We start from the raw sequence: 18,249 nt of genomic DNA on the forward strand, positions 1-18,249 counted from the left end.
GGGGAGGACAAGACATGAACTTCCTGCTCTCGATCGCCTTCGTGCTCTGCTGGAGTTCCGGGTTCATCGGGGCAAAGCTCGGCGCGGGCAGTGCGGCCGCGGTCACCATCCTGATGTGGCGGTTCCTGCCGCTGGCCGCCGTACTGGTCGTCGTCGCCCTCGTCTCCGGAGGGTCGTGGCGGGGCCTCACGATGCGGGATGTGGGCCGGCAGGCCGTGATCGGTGTGCTGTCGCAGAGCGGCTATCTGCTCACCGTCTACTACGCGATCCAACTCGGCGTCTCCAGCGGCACCACCGCCCTGATCGACGGCGTCCAGCCCCTCGTCGCGGGAGCACTCGCCGGACCGCTGCTGGGCCAGTACGTCTCGCGCAGGCAGTGGCTGGGGCTGTGCCTGGGGGTGAGCGGCGTCGCCCTCGTCACCGTGGCCGATGCCGCGGCCGGCACCGGTGCGGCCTGGTGGGCCTATCTCGTCCCCTTCCTCGGCATGTGCTCGCTGGTGGCGGCCACGTTCTTCGAAAGCCGCTCCCGCACACGCGTCGCACCCGCGGTGTCGATGACCGTCCACTGCGCCACCAGTGCGGTCGTCTTCACCGCGCTGGCCGTGAGCGCCGGAGCAGCGAAGCCGCCCGCCGAGCTCGCGTTCTGGTCCGCGATCATCTGGCTCGTGGCCTTGTCGACCTTCGGCGGGTACGGGCTGTACTGGCTCATCCTGAGGCGCTCCGGAGTCACCAAGGTCAACACGCTCATGTTCCTCATGGCTCCGGTCACGGCGGTCTGGGGCGCCCTCATGTTCGGCGAACCGTTCGGCCCGCAGACCGCTCTCGGCCTGGCCGTCGGCCTGGCGGCAGTGGTCATCGTCCATCGCGGCGACACCTCATCGCCCAGGGCCGACGGCACCCTTCATGAGCGATCGAGGTCGGAAGAGACCGATGTCCCTGTCGTCCGTACCGCCCGCTAGGACACCCCCTGCCCCTTGCCCAGCGCGATCACCCCGCCCTTGGAAACGGTGTACAAGTCCGCGTCCCGCTCCGGGTTGACGCCGATCGTCGCGCCGGGCGGCACCTCGACGTTCTTGTCGAGCACAGCCCCTCGCACCACAGCGCCCCGCCCGATGCGCACGTTGTCGTGCAGCACCGCCCCCTGCACCACGGCCCCCGGGTCGACCACGACCCCCGGCGACAGCACGGACCGTGTGACCTGGCCGCGTATGAGACACCCGGCGCTGATGATGGACTCGCTGGCCATGCCGCCCGCGTTGAAGCGGGCCGGGGAGAGCTGGCCCGAGTGGGTGTAGATGGGCCACTGGCGGTTGTACAGGTTGAAGGCGGGGCGCTCGGCGATGAGGTCCATGTGGGCGTCGTAGTACGCGTCCAGGGTGCCGACGTCCCGCCAGTAGCCCCGGTCGCGGTTGGTCTCGCCGGGGACGTGGTTGGCGCTGAAGTCGTACAGCTGGGCCTCGCCCCGGTCGGTGAGCTGGGGCAGGATCGAACCGCCCATGTCGTGCACGGAGTTCTCGTCCTCGGCGTCCCGCTGGAGCGCCTCGACGAGGGTCTTGGTGGTGAAGATGTAGTTGCCCATCGAGGCGAACACGCACTCCGGGTCGTCCGGGAGGCCGGGCGGGTCGGCGGGCTTCTCCAGGAAGCGCTCCACGGTGAGGCCGTCCGAGCCGGGGCTGATCACGCCGAAGGACGACGATTCGCCCCGCGGCACCCGGATGCCCGCCACCGTCACGCCCGCGCCGCTCTCGATGTGCTGGGCGAGCATCTGGCGCGGGTCCATGCGGTAGACGTGGTCGGCGCCGAACACGGCGACGTACTCGGGGCGTTCGTCGTAGATCAGGTTCAGGGACTGCAGGATCGCGTCCGCGCTGCCCAGATACCAGCGCGGGCCGAGCCGCTGCTGGGCTGGGACGGGCGTGACGTAGTTGCCGAGCAGGCTGGACATGCGCCAGGTCGTGGTGATGTGCCGGTCCAGCGAGTGCGACTTGTACTGCGTGAGGACGCAGATGCGCAGGATGTCGGCGTTGACGAGGTTGGAGAGGACGAAGTCGACCAGGCGATACGTTCCTCCGAAGGTGACCGCGGGTTTCGCGCGGTCCGCGGTCAGGGGCATCAGGCGTTTGCCTTCTCCGCCCGCGAGTACGATTCCGAGCACCGAAGGTCCGCCACGACGCATGGCCGCTCCCCTCACCGTGGTTGATGCCAGCCTGCCCCTGAGTAGCGCGCGCTAAGCCTGTTTGAGGATCTTCCGGTAGAGCAGCACCGTCCGCCGTGCCACCGCGTCCCAGCCGAACTCCCCCACCGCGCGCTCCCGTCCGGCCTCGCCCATCCGGCGGGCGGTCTCCGGGTCGCCGATCACCGAGTCCAGTGCCCGCGCGAGTCCTGCCTCGAAGACCTCGACGTCGTCGTCCAGCGGGACGAGCAGGCCCGTCTTGCCGTCGTCGACGACCTCGGGAATGCCGCCGACCCGCGAGGCCACCACGGGAGTTCCGCAGGCCATCGCCTCCAGGTTGACGATGCCGAGGGGCTCGTACACCGAAGGGCAGACGAACACGGCGGCGTGCGTGAGGAGTTGGATGACTTCCGGGCGGGGCAGCATCTGCGGGATCCAGTGCACGCCCTCGCGGACCCGGCTCAGCTCCTGGTAGAGGTCGCGGAACTCCTGGTCGATCTCGGGGGTGTCGGGCGCGCCGGCGCACAGGACGACCTGCGCGGCCGGGTCGATGTCCCGTACCGCGCGCAGCAGATGGGGCACGCCCTTCTGGCGGGTGATACGACCGACGAACAGCACGTACGGGCGGTCGGCGTCGAGGCCGAAGCGCGCGAGGACGTCGGTGCGGTGGTCGGGCCGGTAGAGGGTGGTGTCGATGCCGTTGTGCACGATGTGGACCCTGGCCGGGTCCAGCGCCGGATAGCAGCCGAGGATGTCCTCGCGCATGGCTCCGGAGACGGCTATCACCGCGTCGGCGGCCTCGATCGCGGTGCGCTCGGCCCAGCTCGACAGGGCGTATCCGCCGCCGAGTTGCTCGGCCTTCCAGGGGCGCAGCGGCTCCAGGGAGTGGGCGGTCATCACATGCGGGATGCCGTACTGGAGCTTGCCGAGATGGCCGGCCAGGTTGGCGTACCAGGTGTGGGAGTGGACGAGCTCGCGGCCTTCGAGGCCGGCGGCCATGGCGAGGTCCACGGAGAAGGTACGCAGCGCGTCGTTGGCGGTGTCCAGCGCGGACCAGGGACGATGGCGCTGCACGCCCACCCCGCGACCCTCGCCCCAGCAGTGCACCTCCAGGTCGACGAGATCCCTCAACTCCCGGGCGAGGAACTCGACATGGACGCCCGCGCCGCCGTACACGTCCGGGGGGTACTCCCGGGTCAGCAGTCCCACTCGCACCCGGAACCCCCTGTTCTCAGCGGCTGGTTGCCCTTTCATGGTCACCCAGATGTGGCGCGTGGGGAAGAGCGCGGGGGTCGCGGGAAGCAACAGTCACCGCACACGCCGCCGCCCGGCACGCGGTAGTAGAGGCAGCAGCTGCGGCGCCGGAACGCGGCTGCGGTGAGGGTGCCGGTGCCGGCGAGGAGGGGGTGGCCGAGGAGTTCGGTGGTCAGGGCGCGGGCCCGGGCGGCGGCGTCCGTACGGCCGCCTGCGCGCGCCCACTGGTCCAGTTGCCGGGCCGCTCCCGCGAGGGCGGATCCGGCGTTGCCCCACAGCAGGCCCGCCGCGACGCGGTACCGGGTGTGCAGGGCGGCGGTCAGCGGCTGAAGGTGTCCGTGCAGGACGACGTCGGCGATCGTCGCCGGGGCCGGGGGGAGCGGGCGCACCTCGGCGAGCCACAGGTCGTCGGGGGCGCTGCTGTCGGGGTCCCAGTGCAGCAGGCGCAGGTCGAGGTCGGGGACACTGCCGTACAGGGCGGCGCAGCCGAGCGTCACCGACCACAGGCGGGCCGCGAGTCCCTGCTGGGCCACGGAGGCGGCGACCCGCAACTCGGGGGCGCCCAGGGCGTTCGCGACTTTCCGGACGCGGAAATCCAGGGGATTTCCCCCAGGGTCCGATGCGGGTTCCGCGTACGCCTCCGCCAGGGTCGGAAGGGGCCGCGGGGTTGCTCCTGTAGTGCGTAGTACGAAGAAGCCGCCGAGCGGCCGGAGCGCGGCGAGGTCGGGGTCGAGGTCCACGAGGAGCAGTAGTACCAAGGCCCCTCGGGGTTATCACCTGAGGGTCTCCCCCCGGAGTCACCAGCCTTGGGGATGAGACAGCCGCCGTAATACTCCATCGGCAGTACGACACAGTGCGTGCTCTGGTACGACGACGGGAAGAGCTTTTCGCGGCATCGTGTTGATTATGGAAGCCGACCGATCGCCGCGCCGCGGTCACCGCCCCCGCCTCACGCAGAGGAGCAGCTCATGAGCGCCCTCGCGTTGTCCGTGCTCCTGTCGCTCATCTCCGCGGTCGCGTACGCGGGCGGGGCGATCGTGCAGGAGCGTGTCGCGGTGTCCTCCCCGGGTCAGCAGTTCGCGCCGATGCGCCGGCCCGGCTGGTGGGCGGCGGTCGCGCTGAACGGCCTCGGCGGTGTGCTGCACGTGGTGGCGCTGGCTTTCGGTCCGCTGAGCCTGGTGCAGCCGCTCGGTGCCCTGACGATCGTGTTCGCGCTGCCGATGGCGGCGCTGTTCGTGGGCCGCAAGGCGGGGTCGACGGCCTGGCGGGGTGCGATCATGGCGACCGTGGGTCTCGCCGGGCTGCTGTCCCTGGTCGGCTCCTCCGAGGCGCAGTCGCTGGCCACGGCCGAGCGGGTGGGCGTGGCCCTGGTGACCGGCGGACTCGTCGTGGCGCTGATGATCGCGGGCCGGGCGGCCCACCGCCACCCGGCGGTGCGCAGCATGCTGCTCGCGACCGGGTCCGGCATAGCCTTCGGCATGTCCTCGGTGTTCACGAAGGTCGTCGCCGTCGACTGGAACGGCGGGGTGTCCGCGGCCGACCTGCCGGCCCTCGCCACGATAGGCGTCTTCGCCACGGCCGGTCTGCTGCTGTCCCAGGCCGCCTACCGGGGCGCGGGACTCGCGGCCCCGCTGGCCACGCTGACGGTCGTGAACCCGGTGGTGGCGGCCGCTGTCGGCATCACGATGTTCGGCGAGACCTTCCGGTACGGCACCACGGGCACCGTACTCGCCCTGGGCTGTGGCGTGGTCGCGGCGGGTGGCCTGATCCTGCTGACGACGGAGCGGATCACGCGTACGGAGGCGGAGGCCGAGCGGGCCCTGCCCGAGCCGACGCTGCCGGCTGTGGAGCCGGCGGTGCCCACCGAGGAGCTGCTCGCGGGCGTTCCGGAGCAGGCCGGATCGATGCCGCGCGAGGAGATCCTCGTACCGGACAGGGGGGAGATCCTCGTACCGGACAGGATCGAGGGCATCCTCGGCCCAGGTCGCGGAGGGCGCGTACGAGGACGGTGAGGCGCCGCGCCCCGAGGGCGAACCCCCGAACCTCTACAGCCCCTTCTACGGCGGCCCGTACATCCCGACGCCCGTCCTCGACCGGCACCGCATCCGCGTCAAATCCTGACGCCACCGGCCCGGAGATAGGCCACCGGGTCGATGTCCGCGCCGAAACCGGGCCCCGTCCGCACCTCGAAGTGCAGATGCGGGCCCGTGCTGTTGCCCGTGGACCCGGAGCGGCCGATGCGCTGACCGGCTCCCACCGACTGCCCGGCCTTCACGGAGATGGCCGAGAGGTGGGCGTACTGGCTGTAGCGGCCGTCGGTGTGCCGGATCACCACCTGGTAGCCGAAGGAGCCGCCCCACCCCGCTTCGACCACCTGACCGGCCCCGACGGACTTCACGGAGGTACCGGTCGGGACGGGGAAGTCGACACCGGTGTGGTAGCCCTTCGACCAGGACGACCCGGCCCTGCGGTACGGGGTGCCCGTGGGGGAGCTCACCGGGGCGACCAGCGAGCGACTGGCCGTCGTGGACTGCTTCTCCCGCTCGGCGGCTTCGCGGTCGGCGGCTTGCCGGTCCGAGGAGGTCTTCTTCTCGGGCGAGGACGTGGCGGGGGAGGCCGGCCGGGTCTTCGTCGGGGCGGCCTTGCCGCGCAGCGCGAGTCGCTGACCGGGCAGAATCAGGTCCGGGTCGGCTCCGATCGCCGTCCGGTTCGCGGCGTACAGCCCCTGCCAACCGCCCTTGACCTGCTGCGACTCGGCGATCCCCGAGAGTGTGTCGCCGCGGACCACGGTGTACATCTCGGCCGTGCCGGCGCGCGACTGGGGTGTGGTCTGCGGCTGGACGTCCTGGACCGAGGTCTTCCTGGTGGTGCCGGCGGGGTGGATGTCGGGGGTGTCCCCGCCCTGGGTCAGCCCGGCCCGCACCGAGCACTGCGGCCAGGCACCCGGTCCCTGGCCGTCCAGCACCTTCTCCGCGACGGCGATCTGCTGGTCCTTGGTGGCCAGATCCGCCCGTGCCGCGTACCGCGTACCGCCGTAGGCCTCCCACGTCGACTGGGCGAACTGCAGCCCGCCGTAGTAGCCGTTTCCGGTGTTGACGTGCCACCTGTTGGTCGACTCGCACGCGGCGACCTTGTTCCAGGTGTCCACGTCGGCCGCCTGCGCCACACCGGTGCCGATGAGCGGGAGCGCCATCCCGGCGCCGCCCGCGGTGACGGTGAGCGAGGCGCGGTTGATCCTGTTCGGCTGGTACCGGCGGTGCCGACCGCGTACGGCCATGACGGAGCCCCCCATTGACATGCGTCAGGAGGGGCAAAAGTAAGCGCTGCGAACAGGCCATGACAAGACGGCAATTCAGCCGCTCGTCCACGCCAAGTGGCGAGGAACAGGCGCCCGTTGCCCGGTGTCCGGTGTCCGGTACGGCTGAGTGCGGTGGGGCTTCTGTGCGTATCTGCCTGCGCGACATCGCGCCACCCCGGGTGTGCGGTCGGGGAACCGGCACGTCAGGATGGACGATGGGGCAATACCGGCGGGCATGACCGGCACCGCTGATATATCGAGGTCACTAGGAGCCAACGCATGAGCACTTCGGCGCAGATCGGCGTCACGGGTCTCGCGGTCATGGGCCGCAATCTCGCCCGCAACTTCGCCCGCAACGGCTATACGGTCGCGGTGCACAACCGGACGTCGGCGCGCACGCATGCGCTGGTGGAGGAGTTCGGGAGCGAGGGCGAGTTCATCGCGGCCGAGACCGCCAAGGAGTTCGTGGCGGCGCTGGAGCGACCGCGGCGCCTGGTCATCATGGTCAAGGCCGGTGAACCGACCGACGCGGTGATCCAGGAGTTCGCGCCGCTCCTGGAGCCCGGCGACATGATCATCGACGGCGGCAACGCGCACTTCGCCGACACCCGGCGCCGGGAGCGCGACCTGCGCGAGCAGGGCATCCACTTCGTCGGCATGGGCGTCTCCGGCGGCGAGGAGGGCGCGCTGCTCGGGCCGAGCATCATGCCGGGTGGCCCGAAGGAGTCGTACGACTCGCTGGGCCCGATGCTGGAGAAGATCTCGGCGAAGGCGGCCGACGGGGCGCCCTGTGTGACGCACGTGGGTCCGGACGGTGCCGGGCATTTCGTGAAGATGGTGCACAACGGCATCGAGTACGCCGACATGCAGCTCATCGGCGAGGCGTACCAGCTGCTGCGGGACGTCGCCGGATACGAGCCCGCGCAGATCGCGGAGATCTTCCGGACCTGGAACACCGGTCGCCTGGACTCCTATCTGATCGAGATCACGGCCGAGGTGCTGTCGCACGTGGACGCGGCGACGGGCAAGCCGTTCGTGGACGTCGTGGTCGACCAGGCGGAGCAGAAGGGCACGGGGCGGTGGACCGTGCAGATCGCGCTGGACCTGGGCGTGCCGGTGTCCGGCATCGCGGAGGCGGTCTTCGCCCGCTCCCTGTCCGGGCACGCGGCGCTGCGGGACGCGTCCCGCGGGCTGGCCGGGCCCAAGGCGTCGCCGCTGAGCGAGGCGGAGGCGGGGGCGTTCGCCGACCGGGTGGAGCAGGCGCTGTACGCGTCGAAGATCGTGTCGTACACGCAGGGCTTCCATGAGATCGACGCGGCGCGCGCGGAGTACGACTGGGACATCGACCTGGGCAAGGTCGCCTCGATCTGGCGTGGCGGCTGCATCATCCGCGCGGCGTTCCTGGACCGTATCCGCGCGGCGTACGACGCCCGGGCCGATCTGCCGAGTCTGCTGTCCGACGACACGTTCGCCCAGGAGATCGCCGCGGCGCAGGACGACTGGCGTGAGGTGATCATCGCGGCGACCCGGCAGGGGGTGCCGACGCCGGGGTTCGCTGCGGCGCTCGCTTACTACGACGCGCTGCGGGCCGAGCGGTTGCCTGCGGCGCTCACGCAGGGGCAGCGGGACTTCTTCGGGGCGCACACGTATCGGCGGACCGATCGGGAGGGGTCGTTCCACACGCTGTGGGGCGGGGATCGGTCGGAGGTGTCCGCCTGATAGCCCGGGCCAGTAGCTCGGGCGGACGGTCGTATCGCGGGTGCGGCCTTGCGGGGCTGGTCACGCCAACGCGGCGGAGCCGCATGTCGACACAGCCCCGCGCCCCTTACGGGATTGCGGTGGGCGGTGCTTTCGAGCCGCCCACCGCTTTCGTTTCCCCGGCTCAGGTCAGTGGTGGGCCCGGCTCCGGGTTCGGTACCGGCTCCGGCCCCGGGGGGATCGGCGACGGGGAGGGTTCCGGGGAGGGGCTCGGGCCCGGAGGCGGAACCGGGCTCGGAGGTGGGGGTGGGGTCGGCTCAGGGGGGCGGGCCGGGTCCGGGGGCTGGGGCTCCGGACCCGGTGTCGGGCCCGGGGTCGGGCTCGGGTGGACAGGATCCGGGTGGACGGGATCCTGGTACGGGTTCGTCATGGCGTTCTCCGGCCAATCGGTGCGCGTCGGCTCTGGACTACTCCCCCGCGTACCCGGCGGCCGCGCCGCCAGTCACTCACCCGCGTCACCTCGGGCGCCCAGGTGGGTCTACCGCGGGTGCGGAGCCCGGGCTCCCGCCGCCAGCCCGAGGCGGGGGCTGGACAGTACGGGCACCGGTGTCGTGGTCAGTTGCCGGGCCCGGGTGAGGGAGACCTGGGCGAGGACGATCGCGTCGGCGTCCGTGACCTCGTCCGCCGCGGATGCCACCAGACGGGCGCAACCGTCGACGTCCCCCGCGTCGAAGCGCTCCCACGCGCCCTCGACGAGGCGGGTCCGCACGTCGACGGGGCGTCCCGCACGACGGGCCTCCTCCTCGATCAAGGACACCGTCGGACCCAACGTGCTCTCCACCGTGGCCAGGACCACCACCCGAGGCCCCTCGGCCACCGCGGCCGCCGCCATCGGACGGTCCACGCGCAGCACCGGCACCCCGGCCTCGGCGGCGGCCGCCTCCGCGATGCCGCCGATGGTCGAGCAGGTGCACAGCACGGCCCGCGCGCCTTCGGCGACGGCCTTGCGCAGCGCGTCCCGGACGTCGTCCACGACGGCTTCGGGTCCCTCTCGGCGGGCCCGGGCCAGCAGCTCCTCGTCGACGAAGTGCCGCAGTTCCAGGCCCTGGTGGTCTTCGTCGCGCAGTGCGTCGAAGACCGGGACGTGCAAGGGCGAGGTGTGCAGGAGGGCGAGCATCAGAACCTTCCCGGGTGCGCCCGCAGCCAGTCCTGCGCCGCCTCCAGCAGGCCGGGGTCGGCTGCCGGTGCCTCGTCGGGGTGGCGTTCGGCCCACTTCACGACGTACGGGCACAGGGGCGCGACGACGACTCCCTCGCGCGCCGCCGTGCCGTACAGCTCGCGCGCCAGGGTGCCCGCGATGCCCTTCCCCTCGTGGGCCGGCTCCACGATGGTGTGAACGGGGACGAGGGCGCGCGCCGGGGATTCGAGGACGAAGTACTCGATGCGGCCGACCACTTCGTCGCCCTGGAGCGCCTCCAGGCGTCCGGCCGGCCGGTCGTCGCGGATCTCGATGTCAGTCATGGCGCGCTCCTGGTCTTGACCTCGGGTCAGGCCGTCGGCACGGCCTGCGGGCTGCGCTCCTGGTCGGAGCCCGGCACCGGCTCGGACGGGTCGGCGCCCAGGGCCACGATCCGGTTGGCGCCGTCCACGTGCACGACCCGCGGCTCGAACTGCCGCGCCTCGGCATCGGTCATCTGAGCGTAGCTGATGATGATCACCAGGTCGCCGGGGTGGACGAGATGGGCGGCGGCACCGTTGATCCCGATGACCCCCGAGCCGCGCTCGCCCTCGATGACGTACGTCTCCAGGCGGGCGCCGTTGGTGATGTCGACGATGTGGACGAGCTCGCCGGGGAGCAGGTCGGCGGCGTCGAGCAGGTCCGCGTCGATGGTCACCGATCCCACGTAGTGCAGGTCGGCCTGGGTGACGGTGGCTCGGTGGATCTTGGACTTGAATAGAGTGCGCAGCATTTGGGTGCTCCTGCTGTTCGGCTCCCTGCCTGCTTGTGCAGGTCAAGGGCGGTTTTCACGCCACAAGGGATGGCGTTGTCGACAGGCGGAACCAGGGTACGGAACGGCACTCCGGACCGCATTGAGAGCCCCGTCACTGAGCTTGACGTGACGAAGGCAGCGGTGGTCCCGCCTGATCTCCAGGCGAAAGCCGTCACCCCGTCCGGTACGTCGTGGCGACCACGGAGGCGCCTGACTGCCCGTCAGTCGCGCCGGTTCCGCCGACGGCCGTCCGCAGACCGTGAGACCGACGACCAGCACCGCGACGGCTCTCCAGTCCGGCATTATGGGGGCGAACGGAGATCCACCCGTTCTGTGTCGCAGTGGGGGCGAGGGGTAGTGCCACATCGGAATTCAGCTGACGATCACCTGCACGCCCTTCACCAGCAGGGCTGGGAGGCCGCGTGTTCGCTCCACCGACACCTGAGCAGTGGAGGAGAGTTGGCCCCGATCGCCACTCCGGGCGTGCTGCTCGAAGCGGGTGAGATCGCATACGGCGACGTATCGGCGGATTACGCGCGCTTTTACGGCACGAACGTGACCTACAACCAGCGCTCGGGCTTCTACTTCGGGTCACCGCTGTTCGTCGCCGCCGGGCTGGTCGGGGACGCGCTCGCCAACAACAGCGCCCGCAACCGGGCGCAGGCGATGGCTCAGGCGCAATGGCGCGACTTCTCCCCCTGCCGCGCGATACTCACCGACCGTCGCATGTTGCTGCACGTCGCGGCCGAGAACCGTTGGGTGACGCTTCGGCACCACGAGATCATCAGCTTTCTTCCCGTGCTCGACCAGTGGGCGTTGTTCACCGACTACCAGCAGTGGGAGCCGATGCGGCTGTCCGGGCCGACCGTGCCATGGTTCACCGCCGCGACGATCTCCGTGCTCAACCGGGGCCGGTCCGAGTACCAGCAGCTTCCTCCACTGCCGCTGCCCGACTGATGTCCGAACCCGTCAGGCATCCCAGAACCTGAAGGCTCTGTCGGTCACTTGCTGCGCTGCAGCGTTCCGGCGTCCTCCACGCTCGTCACCTTGTAGCGCAGACTGCCGTCGCCCGACGGGGTCAGGACGATGTCGACTTCGTCGACGCAGTTCAACGGGCTGCTCTCCTTGGTGATCTCCTCTCGGACCTGTACCGAATGCCCGGTGTCCATGGTGAGGATCCATCGGCCACTGCACGCCAGCGACGGGTAGTCGACGGTGGCCACCTGGTCGCCGAGCTTCCCGCCCTTGTAGTCCACCTTGATCGAGTAGAGGTCGCCGTCCGACTCGCGCACGTTGCCGGTCCACTTGCCCTTGTAGTCGGCAGGGGACGCCTTCGCGGAGGAAGCCGACCCGGACGCCCCCGAGTCGCCCGACTTCTCGTTCCCTTTGAGGCCGGGAAGCGTCACGGACAGGACGATGGCGAGTACGGCGACAGCGGCCAAGGCGAGCAGCACGGAGCCGACCCGGCTTCTGCGGCGGCCGCCCGGCTGGAAGCCGCCCGGTACCGGCGGCATCGGCGGCGTGGCCACCGTTGCACGTGGTGTCGGCATCGGCGGCGTGGGGGTCGGCGTCGGCGTGGGTACCGGGGGCATCGGTACCGGCGTCGGAGTGCCCGGCGGCGGAGGCGGGACACGCCCGCCCTGCATGGTCGGCAGGGCGTGCACATTGTCCCCGCCGCGGCCCGCGGCCGGGTTGTCGACCTGGGTCGGCGGCGGCGCGTCCTCGAGGTCGAGGAGGCTGGAGGCGTGCCGGCCGAGCTCCGCTATCAGGGTGCCCGGAAGCCACGCGTCCGAGGTGGCATCCGCAGTGGCTGCCTCTGCCGTCGCCACGATCTCGGACAGCGGAATTCGGTTCTCGGGCTGCTTGGCGAGGCACCGCCCCACGAGCTCGGCCAGCGGCTCGGGCATCCCCGCCAGGTCCGGGTCGTCCTCGGTCGCCCGCAGCATGATCGCGTGGGCGCCGCTGTCCGGGCCACCGAATGCCTGTCGGCCCGTAGCGGCGAACACCAGCACCAGGCCGAGGCTGAACACGTCGCTCAGCCCGGTGATCTCGCTGCCCAGGATCTGCTCGGGCGACATGTACCCCGGAGAGCCGACCATCGCACCGGTGCGGGTCAGCACGCTGGCGTCCGCCGCGCGGGCGACACCGAAGTCGATCACCCGGGGACCGTTGACCGTCAGCATGACGTTGGACGGCTTGAGGTCCCGGTGCACCAGCCCGCAGCCGTGGATGCTCTGCAGCGCACGCGCCAGACCGGAGGCCAGGTGCCACACCGACTGCTCCGGCAGCGGCCCGCAGATCTCGGTCACCGCCTGGTGCAATGTGGGGCCGGCGACATAGCCGGTGGCAACCCAGGGCGTGTCCGCCTCGGTGTCGGCGTCCAGGACCGGGGCCGTCCACTCCCCGCCCACCCGCCGCGCCGCGGCCACCTCCGCGCGGAACCGGCGGCGGAACTCCGCGTCGTACGCCAACTGCGCGTGGACCAGCTTCACGGCGACCGTGCGCCCCCGCTGCGACCGCCCGAGGAACACCTGCCCCATGCCCCCGGCCCCGAGCCGTCGGAGCAACCGGTAGTCCCCGACCTGCGTGGGATCGCCGGGCCGCAAGTTCTCCATGATCGTTTCGTCCCCCTGTTTTTCCCTCGCCCGAGTGCTGCGGACAGTGGTGCACTCGGTACGGGCTCAGCGTGGCACTACAGCCCGACGCTCATTACAACATCACCGGTTGCGCCTGCGGGCGTCACAGCTGGATCACGGCCGCGATCGAGCGACGTCGGCCGAGGTGTGGTGAGGACAGCGCATCGACCCGACTCTCTCCCCGGGATTGGCCCTCGTGCGCGCGGGTACTCAGACGATCTTCAGGAGACCGGCGGTCGGCCGCCGTGGAAAGGAGAAGCAGCCGTGCCTGACGAGAAGGTGAAGAACGTCTTCGTGATCGGGCTCGACGAGGCGAATCTGCCGACCCTCCGGCAGATCCCTGGAGCCGAGTCGCTGTGCTTCCACCAGTTGCTGACGATCGATGAACTGCAGGTCGGCGAGGTGCGGTTGCCCGCTCTGATCGACAAGGCGCAGGCCGTGCTGGACGCCTTCGAGGGAAGTGTCGACGCGATCGTGGGCTACTGGGACTTCCCGGTCAGCACCCTCGTCCCGATCCTGAGCGAGCGCTACGGCACCCGCAGCACGAGCCTGGAGTCGGTGGTGAAGTGCGAGCACAAGTACTGGAGCCGGCTGGAGCAGCAGAAGGTCACCGACAGGCACCCGCGCTTCGGCAGGGTCGACCTGGCGGCCGATCCGCCGCGGCCGCCCGAGAACCTCGGGTTCCCGATGTGGGTCAAGCCCGCGCTCTCGTACTCCTCCGAACTCGCCTTCGGAGTCGGGGACGACGAGGAGTTCCGCGCGGCCGTCGCCGAGATACGCGAGGGCATCGGTCGGATCGGCCGCCCCTTCGAGCATGTCCTCGACCGTATCGGCCTGCCCCCGGAGATGGCCGGCGTCGGCGGCCGGGTCTGCCTGGCGGAGGAGGCGATGTCCGGGGTCCAGGTCGCCGTGGAGGGATACGTCCACCGGGGCGAGGTGACCGTCTACGGGGTCCTGGACTCCATCAACTACCCCGATTCGCCGTGCTTTTTGCGCCACCAGTACCCCTCGACGCTGCCGCAACCGGTCATCGCGCAGCTCCACGACGTCAGCGAGCGCGTGATGCGACAGATCGGAATGGACTCGGCCACCTTCAGCATCGAGTACTTCTACGACCCGCGGACCCAGGGGATCAGCCTGCTGGAGATCAACCCCCGGCACTCCCAGTCGCACGCGGAGCTGTTCCAGTACGTCGACGGCGTGCCCAACCACCACTGCATGGTCCGCCTCGCTCTCGGCGAGGACCCGCGCATGCCGCACCGCGAGGGCCCGTACGCGATGGCGGCTAAGTGGTACCACCGCTGGTTCACCGACGGCGTGGTGCGCCGTGTTCCCGGGCCCGAGGACATCGCGCGCATCGAGCGGGAGACCCCGGGCGTGCGCATCGACGTGGTCCCCGAGAAGGGCAGCAGGCTGTCGGACCTGACTCAACAGGACAGCTACAGCTACGAGTTGGCGCACATCTTCACCGGCGGGGCGAACGAGGAGGAGCTGCGGGAGAAGTACGACCACTGCGTGGCCGCCCTGGGCCTCGCCTTCGAGGAAGCCCCGCGAGAGTAAGGAGCACGTCGGTCCATGCGTTACGTGACCAACCTGCCGTACGCGACCAAGGAAGAAGAGCACGTCACGATCCCCATGTCCGACGGGGTCCGGCTCTCCGCGCACATCTGGCGCCCCACCTCCTCGGACCACGAGCCGGTGCCCGCGGTGCTGGAGTACATCCCGTACCGCAAACGCGATCTGACGGCCGTACGCGACTCGATCCACCACCCCTACATCGCCGGGCACGGCTACGCCTGCGTCCGCGTCGACCTGCGCGGCACCGGCGATTCCGAGGGGGTGCTGCGGGACGAGTACCTGGAGCGGGAGCAGGCCGACGCGGAGGAGGTCCTGGCCTGGCTGGCGGAGCAGCCGTGGTGCGACGGCGGTACGGGGATGATGGGCATCTCCTGGGGCGCGTTCGCGGCGCTGCAGGCGGCGGCCCGCCGGCCGCCGAGTCTGAAGGCCATCGTCATCGCGTCCTTCACCGACGACCGGCACGCCGACGACATGCACTACATGGGCGGCGCCCTGCTGTCGGACAACCTGGCCGAGGCGGGCACCATGTTCGCCTACGGCACCTGTCCCCCGGACCCCGCCGTGGTCGGTGACCGCTGGCGCGAGATGTGGCTCGAACGGCTGGAGCACACGGAGCCCTGGGTCCTGCCGTGGCTCCGTCACCAGCGCCGCGACGACTACTGGCGGCACGCCTCGGTGTGCGAGGACTACAAGAGCGTGCGCTGCCCGGTGCTGGCCTCCAGCGGCTGGGCGGACGGCTACTCCAACGCCGTGACCCGGCTGCTCGGCAACCTGGACGTGCCCCGCAAGGGGCTGATCGGCCCCTGGTCGCACAAGTTCCCCCACCTCGGGGAGCCGGGTCCCGCCATCGGCTACCTCCAGGAGGTCGTGCGGTGGTGGGACCACTGGCTCAAGGGCGTCGACAACGGCGTCATGGACGGACCCATGCTGCGGACGTGGATGCAGGACAGCGTGCCGCCCTCCACCTCCTACGAGGAGCGGCCGGGACGCTGGGTCGGGGAGCCCGAGTGGCCCTCCCCGCACCTCCGGCAGGTCACCCATCCGCTCACCCGGCACCGGATCGGACCTCCGCAGGACGCGGCAGGCGAGGGGACAGGTGAGGGAGAGTCGCCCGACGGCGAGGCGATGACCGTGCGGTCGCCGCTGTCCGTCGGCCAGTTCGCGGGCAAGTGGGCCTCCTACAACGCGCCACCGGACCTGCCGTACGACCAGCGCGAGGAGGACGGCGGTTCCCTCGTCTTCGACAGCGAGCCCCTCACCGAACGGCTGGAGATACTCGGCTCACCGAGCGTGGAGCTCGATCTGTCCGTCAGTGAGCCGGTCGCCATGGTGGCCGCGCGCCTGTCCGACGTGAGCCCCGACGGCGCCGCGACCCGCGTCTCGTACGGCCTGCTCAACCTCACCCGACGCGACAGCACGGAGTCCCCCGAGCCGCTGGAACCGGGCCGGCGCTGTCGTGCCACCATCCCGCTGAACGGAGTGGCGCAGGCGTTCCCGCCGGGTCACCGCATCAGGCTCTCCCTCTCCACGTCCTACTGGCCGCTGGCCTGGCCGCCGCCGAAGCCGACGCTGCTCAGCGTCCACGAGCACTCCAGCACACTCACCCTCCCGGTCCGGCCGGTCGACGAACCCGATGACGTGCCGCCGAGCCCCTTCGACGAACCCGAAGGCACACCCCCGCTCCCCACCCATCAGCTGACGCCGTCCGATGAGCGGTGGGAGGTGAAGCGGGACCTGGTCGGCTACCACGCCGAGCTGGAGATCGTGAAGGATCGCGGCACGGTCCGCTTCGACGGCATCGACCTCGAGGCCGGCCGCCGCGCCTACGAACGCTATGCGTCGATCGCCGACGACTTCACGTCGGTGACCGGCGAATCCACGTGGACCATGAGGTTCCATCGGGGCGACTGGGACGTACGGGTCGTGACCCACACCGCGCTCAGCTGCGACCGGGAGAACTTCTTCGTGGACGCCACCCTGGACGCGTACGAGGCCGACCGCCGTGTCTTCTCCCGCACATGGAACGAGCGCGTGCCACGCGATCTGCTCTGACGTGCGCTCAGGGGCGCCGCCAGGAGTCGTCCGGGAGATGCGAACCTGCCTGCGGTCCCATCCGGAGCATCCCTCCGTCCACCACCCATGAGGCGCCCGTGACATAGGACGCGTCCGGGCCGGCGAGGAAGGCGATCACGGCCGCGACCTCCCGGGCGTCGCCCGGGCGGCCCAACGGCACGCCGGGCCGCCGTTCGGCGGTGACGTCGGTGTCCGTCTGGCCCGTCATCGGTGTGGCGATCTCCCCGGGAGCGACGGCGTTGACGGTGATCCCGTGCTCGGCCAGTTCCAGCGCCATGACCTGGGTGAGCAGCCCGAGCCCGCCCTTGGCCGCGCAGTACGGCGCCGCGCCCACGCGTGGTTGGTGCTCGTGGACACTGGTGACGTTGATGATCCGGCCGCCGCCGCCCTGCCCGATCATGCGGTGGGCGGCGCGCTGACCGCACAGGAACGGTCCGACCAGATCGACGTCGATGACCTGGCGCACGGTAGCGAGGTCCAGGTCCAGGAACGGGGTCATCGTGCCGGTCCCGGCGTTGTTCACCAGTACGTCGATCCTGCCGAGTTCGTCGGCCAGCCGGTCGACGACCCCCGCGGCCTCCGGTAGCCGGGTCAGGTCCAGCTGCTCGATCGCGGCCCGACGCCCGGTCGCCCGTACCTCGTCCGCCGTCCGCCGTGCCCCCGCGTCATCGCGGTGCCAGGTGATGCCGATGTCCATGCCGGCCTCCGCCAGCCGAACAGCGGTGGCGCGGCCGATACCGGAGTCGGATCCGGTGATCAGGGCCACGGGGGCGGTTCCAGGGCCGGGGGCGTCGTGCTGCGGTTCCATGAAGGCTCCAGGTGTCGCGTCCGGTGCGGCCACCGCGTACCCCGCACCGCTCCCACCACACGGGTGTCGGCGTTTCTCCGGAGCTCGCAGCCCGGCACACCGCGTTTCCGGGAAAAGGCCGGCGGGCACCCGGCGTGCAGGTAGCCGGGCGGAAGGGACACGCCATGCACGACCGAACTCGCTCCGACGCACACCACCCGGTGCAGACCAGACACACCGGTACAGCGCTTCTGGGCATCTACCTCAACGACCATCTGGCGGGTGCCACCGCCGGTGCCGAGCGGGCACGCCACATGGTGCGGTCGTACGGCGGTACGGCCCTCGCGGCGGCGATGGGACCGGTCTCCGCCGAGATCACCGAGGACCGGGCCACCCTGATCGACCTCATGGAACGGCTCGACATCCCGGTACGGCACTACAAGGTCTACGCGGGGCGGATGGCCGAGCGGGTGGGGCGGCTGAAGGGCAACGGCCGGCTCGTACGCCGTTCCCCACTGAGCCCGCTGCTGGAACTGGAGACGCTGCGGCTGGGAGTGGAGGGCAAGACAGCCCTGTGGCAGACGCTGCGTGAACTCGCCGACCACGAGGAACGCCTGGACCCGAGCCTCCTCGACGACCTGCTCGAACGGGCCCGACGGCAACAGGACGTGCTGGAGGAGCTGCGGCGCCGACAGATCGGGGCAGCACTGCAGGAGACGTGAGACGGCGGGGTCCCGGCAGCGCGCCGGGACCCCGGTCTC

The 18,249-nt window shown here is 70.8% G+C and carries 16 protein-coding genes; 7 read left to right on the forward strand and 9 right to left on the reverse strand.

The genetic code is table 11. The annotated features are described in order from the left end of the window. Positions 1 to 14: 14 nt before the first annotated feature. A complete protein-coding gene (locus tag QQM39_RS03520) occupies positions 15 to 959 on the forward strand; it encodes a DMT family transporter (RefSeq protein ID WP_301995127.1) in 945 nt (314 codons plus the stop codon). Here QQM39_RS03520 and glgC read toward each other — a convergent pair. From glgC to QQM39_RS03535, 3 genes are read right to left on the reverse strand one after another with little or no spacing between them, the layout of a single operon-like run. Beyond that, positions 956 to 2,176, reverse strand: a complete 1,221-nt coding sequence (glgC, locus tag QQM39_RS03525) for a glucose-1-phosphate adenylyltransferase (RefSeq protein ID WP_301995128.1) — start codon at positions 2,174 to 2,176, stop codon at positions 956 to 958. The genes QQM39_RS03520 and glgC overlap by 4 nt on opposite strands. A 51-nt stretch (positions 2,177 to 2,227) precedes the next feature. Then, positions 2,228 to 3,388, reverse strand: a complete 1,161-nt coding sequence (gene glgA, locus QQM39_RS03530; protein WP_301995129.1) for a glycogen synthase — start codon at positions 3,386 to 3,388, stop codon at positions 2,228 to 2,230. A gap of 41 nt (positions 3,389 to 3,429) precedes the next feature. Then, the gene (locus tag QQM39_RS03535; RefSeq protein WP_301995131.1) at positions 3,430 to 4,185 is read right to left on the reverse strand and encodes a (2Fe-2S)-binding protein; all 756 of its coding nucleotides are present in this window, start codon (positions 4,183 to 4,185) and stop codon (positions 3,430 to 3,432) included. A 210-nt stretch (positions 4,186 to 4,395) separates the two neighbouring features. Between QQM39_RS03535 and QQM39_RS03540 the strand changes: the two genes are divergently transcribed. Next, positions 4,396 to 5,439 (forward strand): DMT family transporter, encoded by a 1,044-nt coding sequence (locus QQM39_RS03540; protein WP_301995132.1) that lies wholly within the window; start codon positions 4,396 to 4,398, stop codon positions 5,437 to 5,439. 98 nt (positions 5,440 to 5,537) lie between these two features. Here QQM39_RS03540 and QQM39_RS03545 read toward each other — a convergent pair whose 3' ends face one another. Further along, positions 5,538 to 6,704, reverse strand: coding sequence for a transglycosylase family protein (locus QQM39_RS03545; protein WP_301995133.1), 1,167 nt, complete (start codon positions 6,702 to 6,704; stop codon positions 5,538 to 5,540). 300 nt (positions 6,705 to 7,004) lie between these two features. Here QQM39_RS03545 and gndA point away from each other — a divergent pair, with 300 nt between their 5' ends. Beyond that, positions 7,005 to 8,444 (forward strand): NADP-dependent phosphogluconate dehydrogenase, encoded by a 1,440-nt coding sequence (gndA, locus tag QQM39_RS03550; RefSeq protein WP_301995134.1) that lies wholly within the window; start codon positions 7,005 to 7,007, stop codon positions 8,442 to 8,444. 517 nt (positions 8,445 to 8,961) lie between these two features. Here the strand turns inward: gndA and QQM39_RS03555 are convergent. The 3 genes from QQM39_RS03555 to panD are packed head-to-tail and all read right to left on the reverse strand — an operon-like array spanning position 8,962 to position 10,393. Beyond that, positions 8,962 to 9,600 carry an aspartate/glutamate racemase family protein gene (locus tag QQM39_RS03555; RefSeq protein WP_301995135.1) on the reverse strand — a complete coding sequence of 213 codons (639 nt, stop codon included), beginning with the start codon at positions 9,598 to 9,600 and terminating at the stop codon, positions 8,962 to 8,964. After that, entirely contained in the window at positions 9,600 to 9,944 is a 345-nt protein-coding gene (locus tag QQM39_RS03560) for a GNAT family N-acetyltransferase (protein WP_301995136.1), read from the reverse strand. The genes QQM39_RS03555 and QQM39_RS03560 overlap by 1 nt, the downstream gene beginning before the upstream one ends. 26 nt (positions 9,945 to 9,970) lie before the next feature. Then, entirely contained in the window at positions 9,971 to 10,393 is a 423-nt protein-coding gene (panD, locus tag QQM39_RS03565; protein WP_301995137.1) for an aspartate 1-decarboxylase, read from the reverse strand. Between the two features lie 480 nt (positions 10,394 to 10,873). On the opposite strand from panD, the gene QQM39_RS03570 reads away from it, so the two are divergent. Beyond that, a complete protein-coding gene (locus tag QQM39_RS03570) occupies positions 10,874 to 11,371 on the forward strand; it encodes a hypothetical protein (RefSeq protein WP_301995138.1) in 498 nt (165 codons plus the stop codon). 44 nt (positions 11,372 to 11,415) lie between these two features. Here the strand turns inward: QQM39_RS03570 and QQM39_RS03575 are convergent, their stop codons facing one another. Further along, positions 11,416 to 13,029 carry a serine/threonine-protein kinase gene (locus tag QQM39_RS03575; protein ID WP_301995139.1) on the reverse strand — a complete coding sequence of 538 codons (1,614 nt, stop codon included), beginning with the start codon at positions 13,027 to 13,029 and terminating at the stop codon, positions 11,416 to 11,418. Between the two features lie 285 nt (positions 13,030 to 13,314). On the opposite strand from QQM39_RS03575, the gene QQM39_RS03580 reads away from it, so the two are divergent. Both QQM39_RS03580 and QQM39_RS03585 read left to right on the forward strand, forming a co-directional pair. Then, a complete protein-coding gene (locus QQM39_RS03580) occupies positions 13,315 to 14,610 on the forward strand; it encodes an acetyl-CoA carboxylase biotin carboxylase subunit family protein (RefSeq protein WP_301995140.1) in 1,296 nt (431 codons plus the stop codon). A 15-nt stretch (positions 14,611 to 14,625) separates the two neighbouring features. After that, positions 14,626 to 16,680: a CocE/NonD family hydrolase gene (locus QQM39_RS03585; RefSeq protein ID WP_301995141.1), complete on the forward strand. Its 2,055-nt coding sequence runs from the start codon at positions 14,626 to 14,628 to the stop codon at positions 16,678 to 16,680. A 7-nt stretch (positions 16,681 to 16,687) separates the two neighbouring features. On the opposite strand, the gene QQM39_RS03590 is transcribed toward QQM39_RS03585, so the two are convergent. After that, a complete protein-coding gene (locus tag QQM39_RS03590) occupies positions 16,688 to 17,509 on the reverse strand; it encodes an SDR family oxidoreductase (RefSeq protein ID WP_301995143.1) in 822 nt (273 codons plus the stop codon). 164 nt (positions 17,510 to 17,673) lie between these two features. Between QQM39_RS03590 and QQM39_RS03595 the strand changes: the two genes are divergently transcribed. Next, entirely contained in the window at positions 17,674 to 18,210 is a 537-nt protein-coding gene (locus tag QQM39_RS03595; RefSeq protein WP_301995144.1) for a hypothetical protein, read from the forward strand. Positions 18,211 to 18,249: the final 39 nt, after the last annotated feature.

The organism is Streptomyces sp. DT2A-34, from assembly GCF_030499515.1.
In the GTDB taxonomy this organism is placed as follows: domain Bacteria; phylum Actinomycetota; class Actinomycetes; order Streptomycetales; family Streptomycetaceae; genus Streptomyces.

Bases quoted from the DNA above. Each gene is read 5' to 3' on its own strand.
- QQM39_RS03520 (WP_301995127.1), top strand. From the start codon at position 15: ATGAACTTCCTGCTCTCGATCGCCTTCGTGCTCTGCTGGAGTTCCGGG.
- glgC (WP_301995128.1), bottom strand. From the start codon at position 2,176: ATGCGTCGTGGCGGACCTTCGGTGCTCGGAATCGTACTCGCGGGCGGA.
- QQM39_RS03540 (WP_301995132.1), top strand. From the start codon at position 4,396: ATGAGCGCCCTCGCGTTGTCCGTGCTCCTGTCGCTCATCTCCGCGGTC.
- QQM39_RS03545 (WP_301995133.1), bottom strand. From the start codon at position 6,704: ATGGCCGTACGCGGTCGGCACCGCCGGTACCAGCCGAACAGGATCAAC.
- gndA (WP_301995134.1), top strand. From the start codon at position 7,005: ATGAGCACTTCGGCGCAGATCGGCGTCACGGGTCTCGCGGTCATGGGC.
- QQM39_RS03555 (WP_301995135.1), bottom strand. From the start codon at position 9,600: ATGCTCGCCCTCCTGCACACCTCGCCCTTGCACGTCCCGGTCTTCGAC.
- QQM39_RS03560 (WP_301995136.1), bottom strand. From the start codon at position 9,944: ATGACTGACATCGAGATCCGCGACGACCGGCCGGCCGGACGCCTGGAG.
- panD (WP_301995137.1), bottom strand. From the start codon at position 10,393: ATGCTGCGCACTCTATTCAAGTCCAAGATCCACCGAGCCACCGTCACC.
- QQM39_RS03575 (WP_301995139.1), bottom strand. From the start codon at position 13,029: ATGGAGAACTTGCGGCCCGGCGATCCCACGCAGGTCGGGGACTACCGG.
- QQM39_RS03585 (WP_301995141.1), top strand. From the start codon at position 14,626: ATGCGTTACGTGACCAACCTGCCGTACGCGACCAAGGAAGAAGAGCAC.
- QQM39_RS03590 (WP_301995143.1), bottom strand. From the start codon at position 17,509: ATGGAACCGCAGCACGACGCCCCCGGCCCTGGAACCGCCCCCGTGGCC.
- QQM39_RS03595 (WP_301995144.1), top strand. From the start codon at position 17,674: ATGCACGACCGAACTCGCTCCGACGCACACCACCCGGTGCAGACCAGA.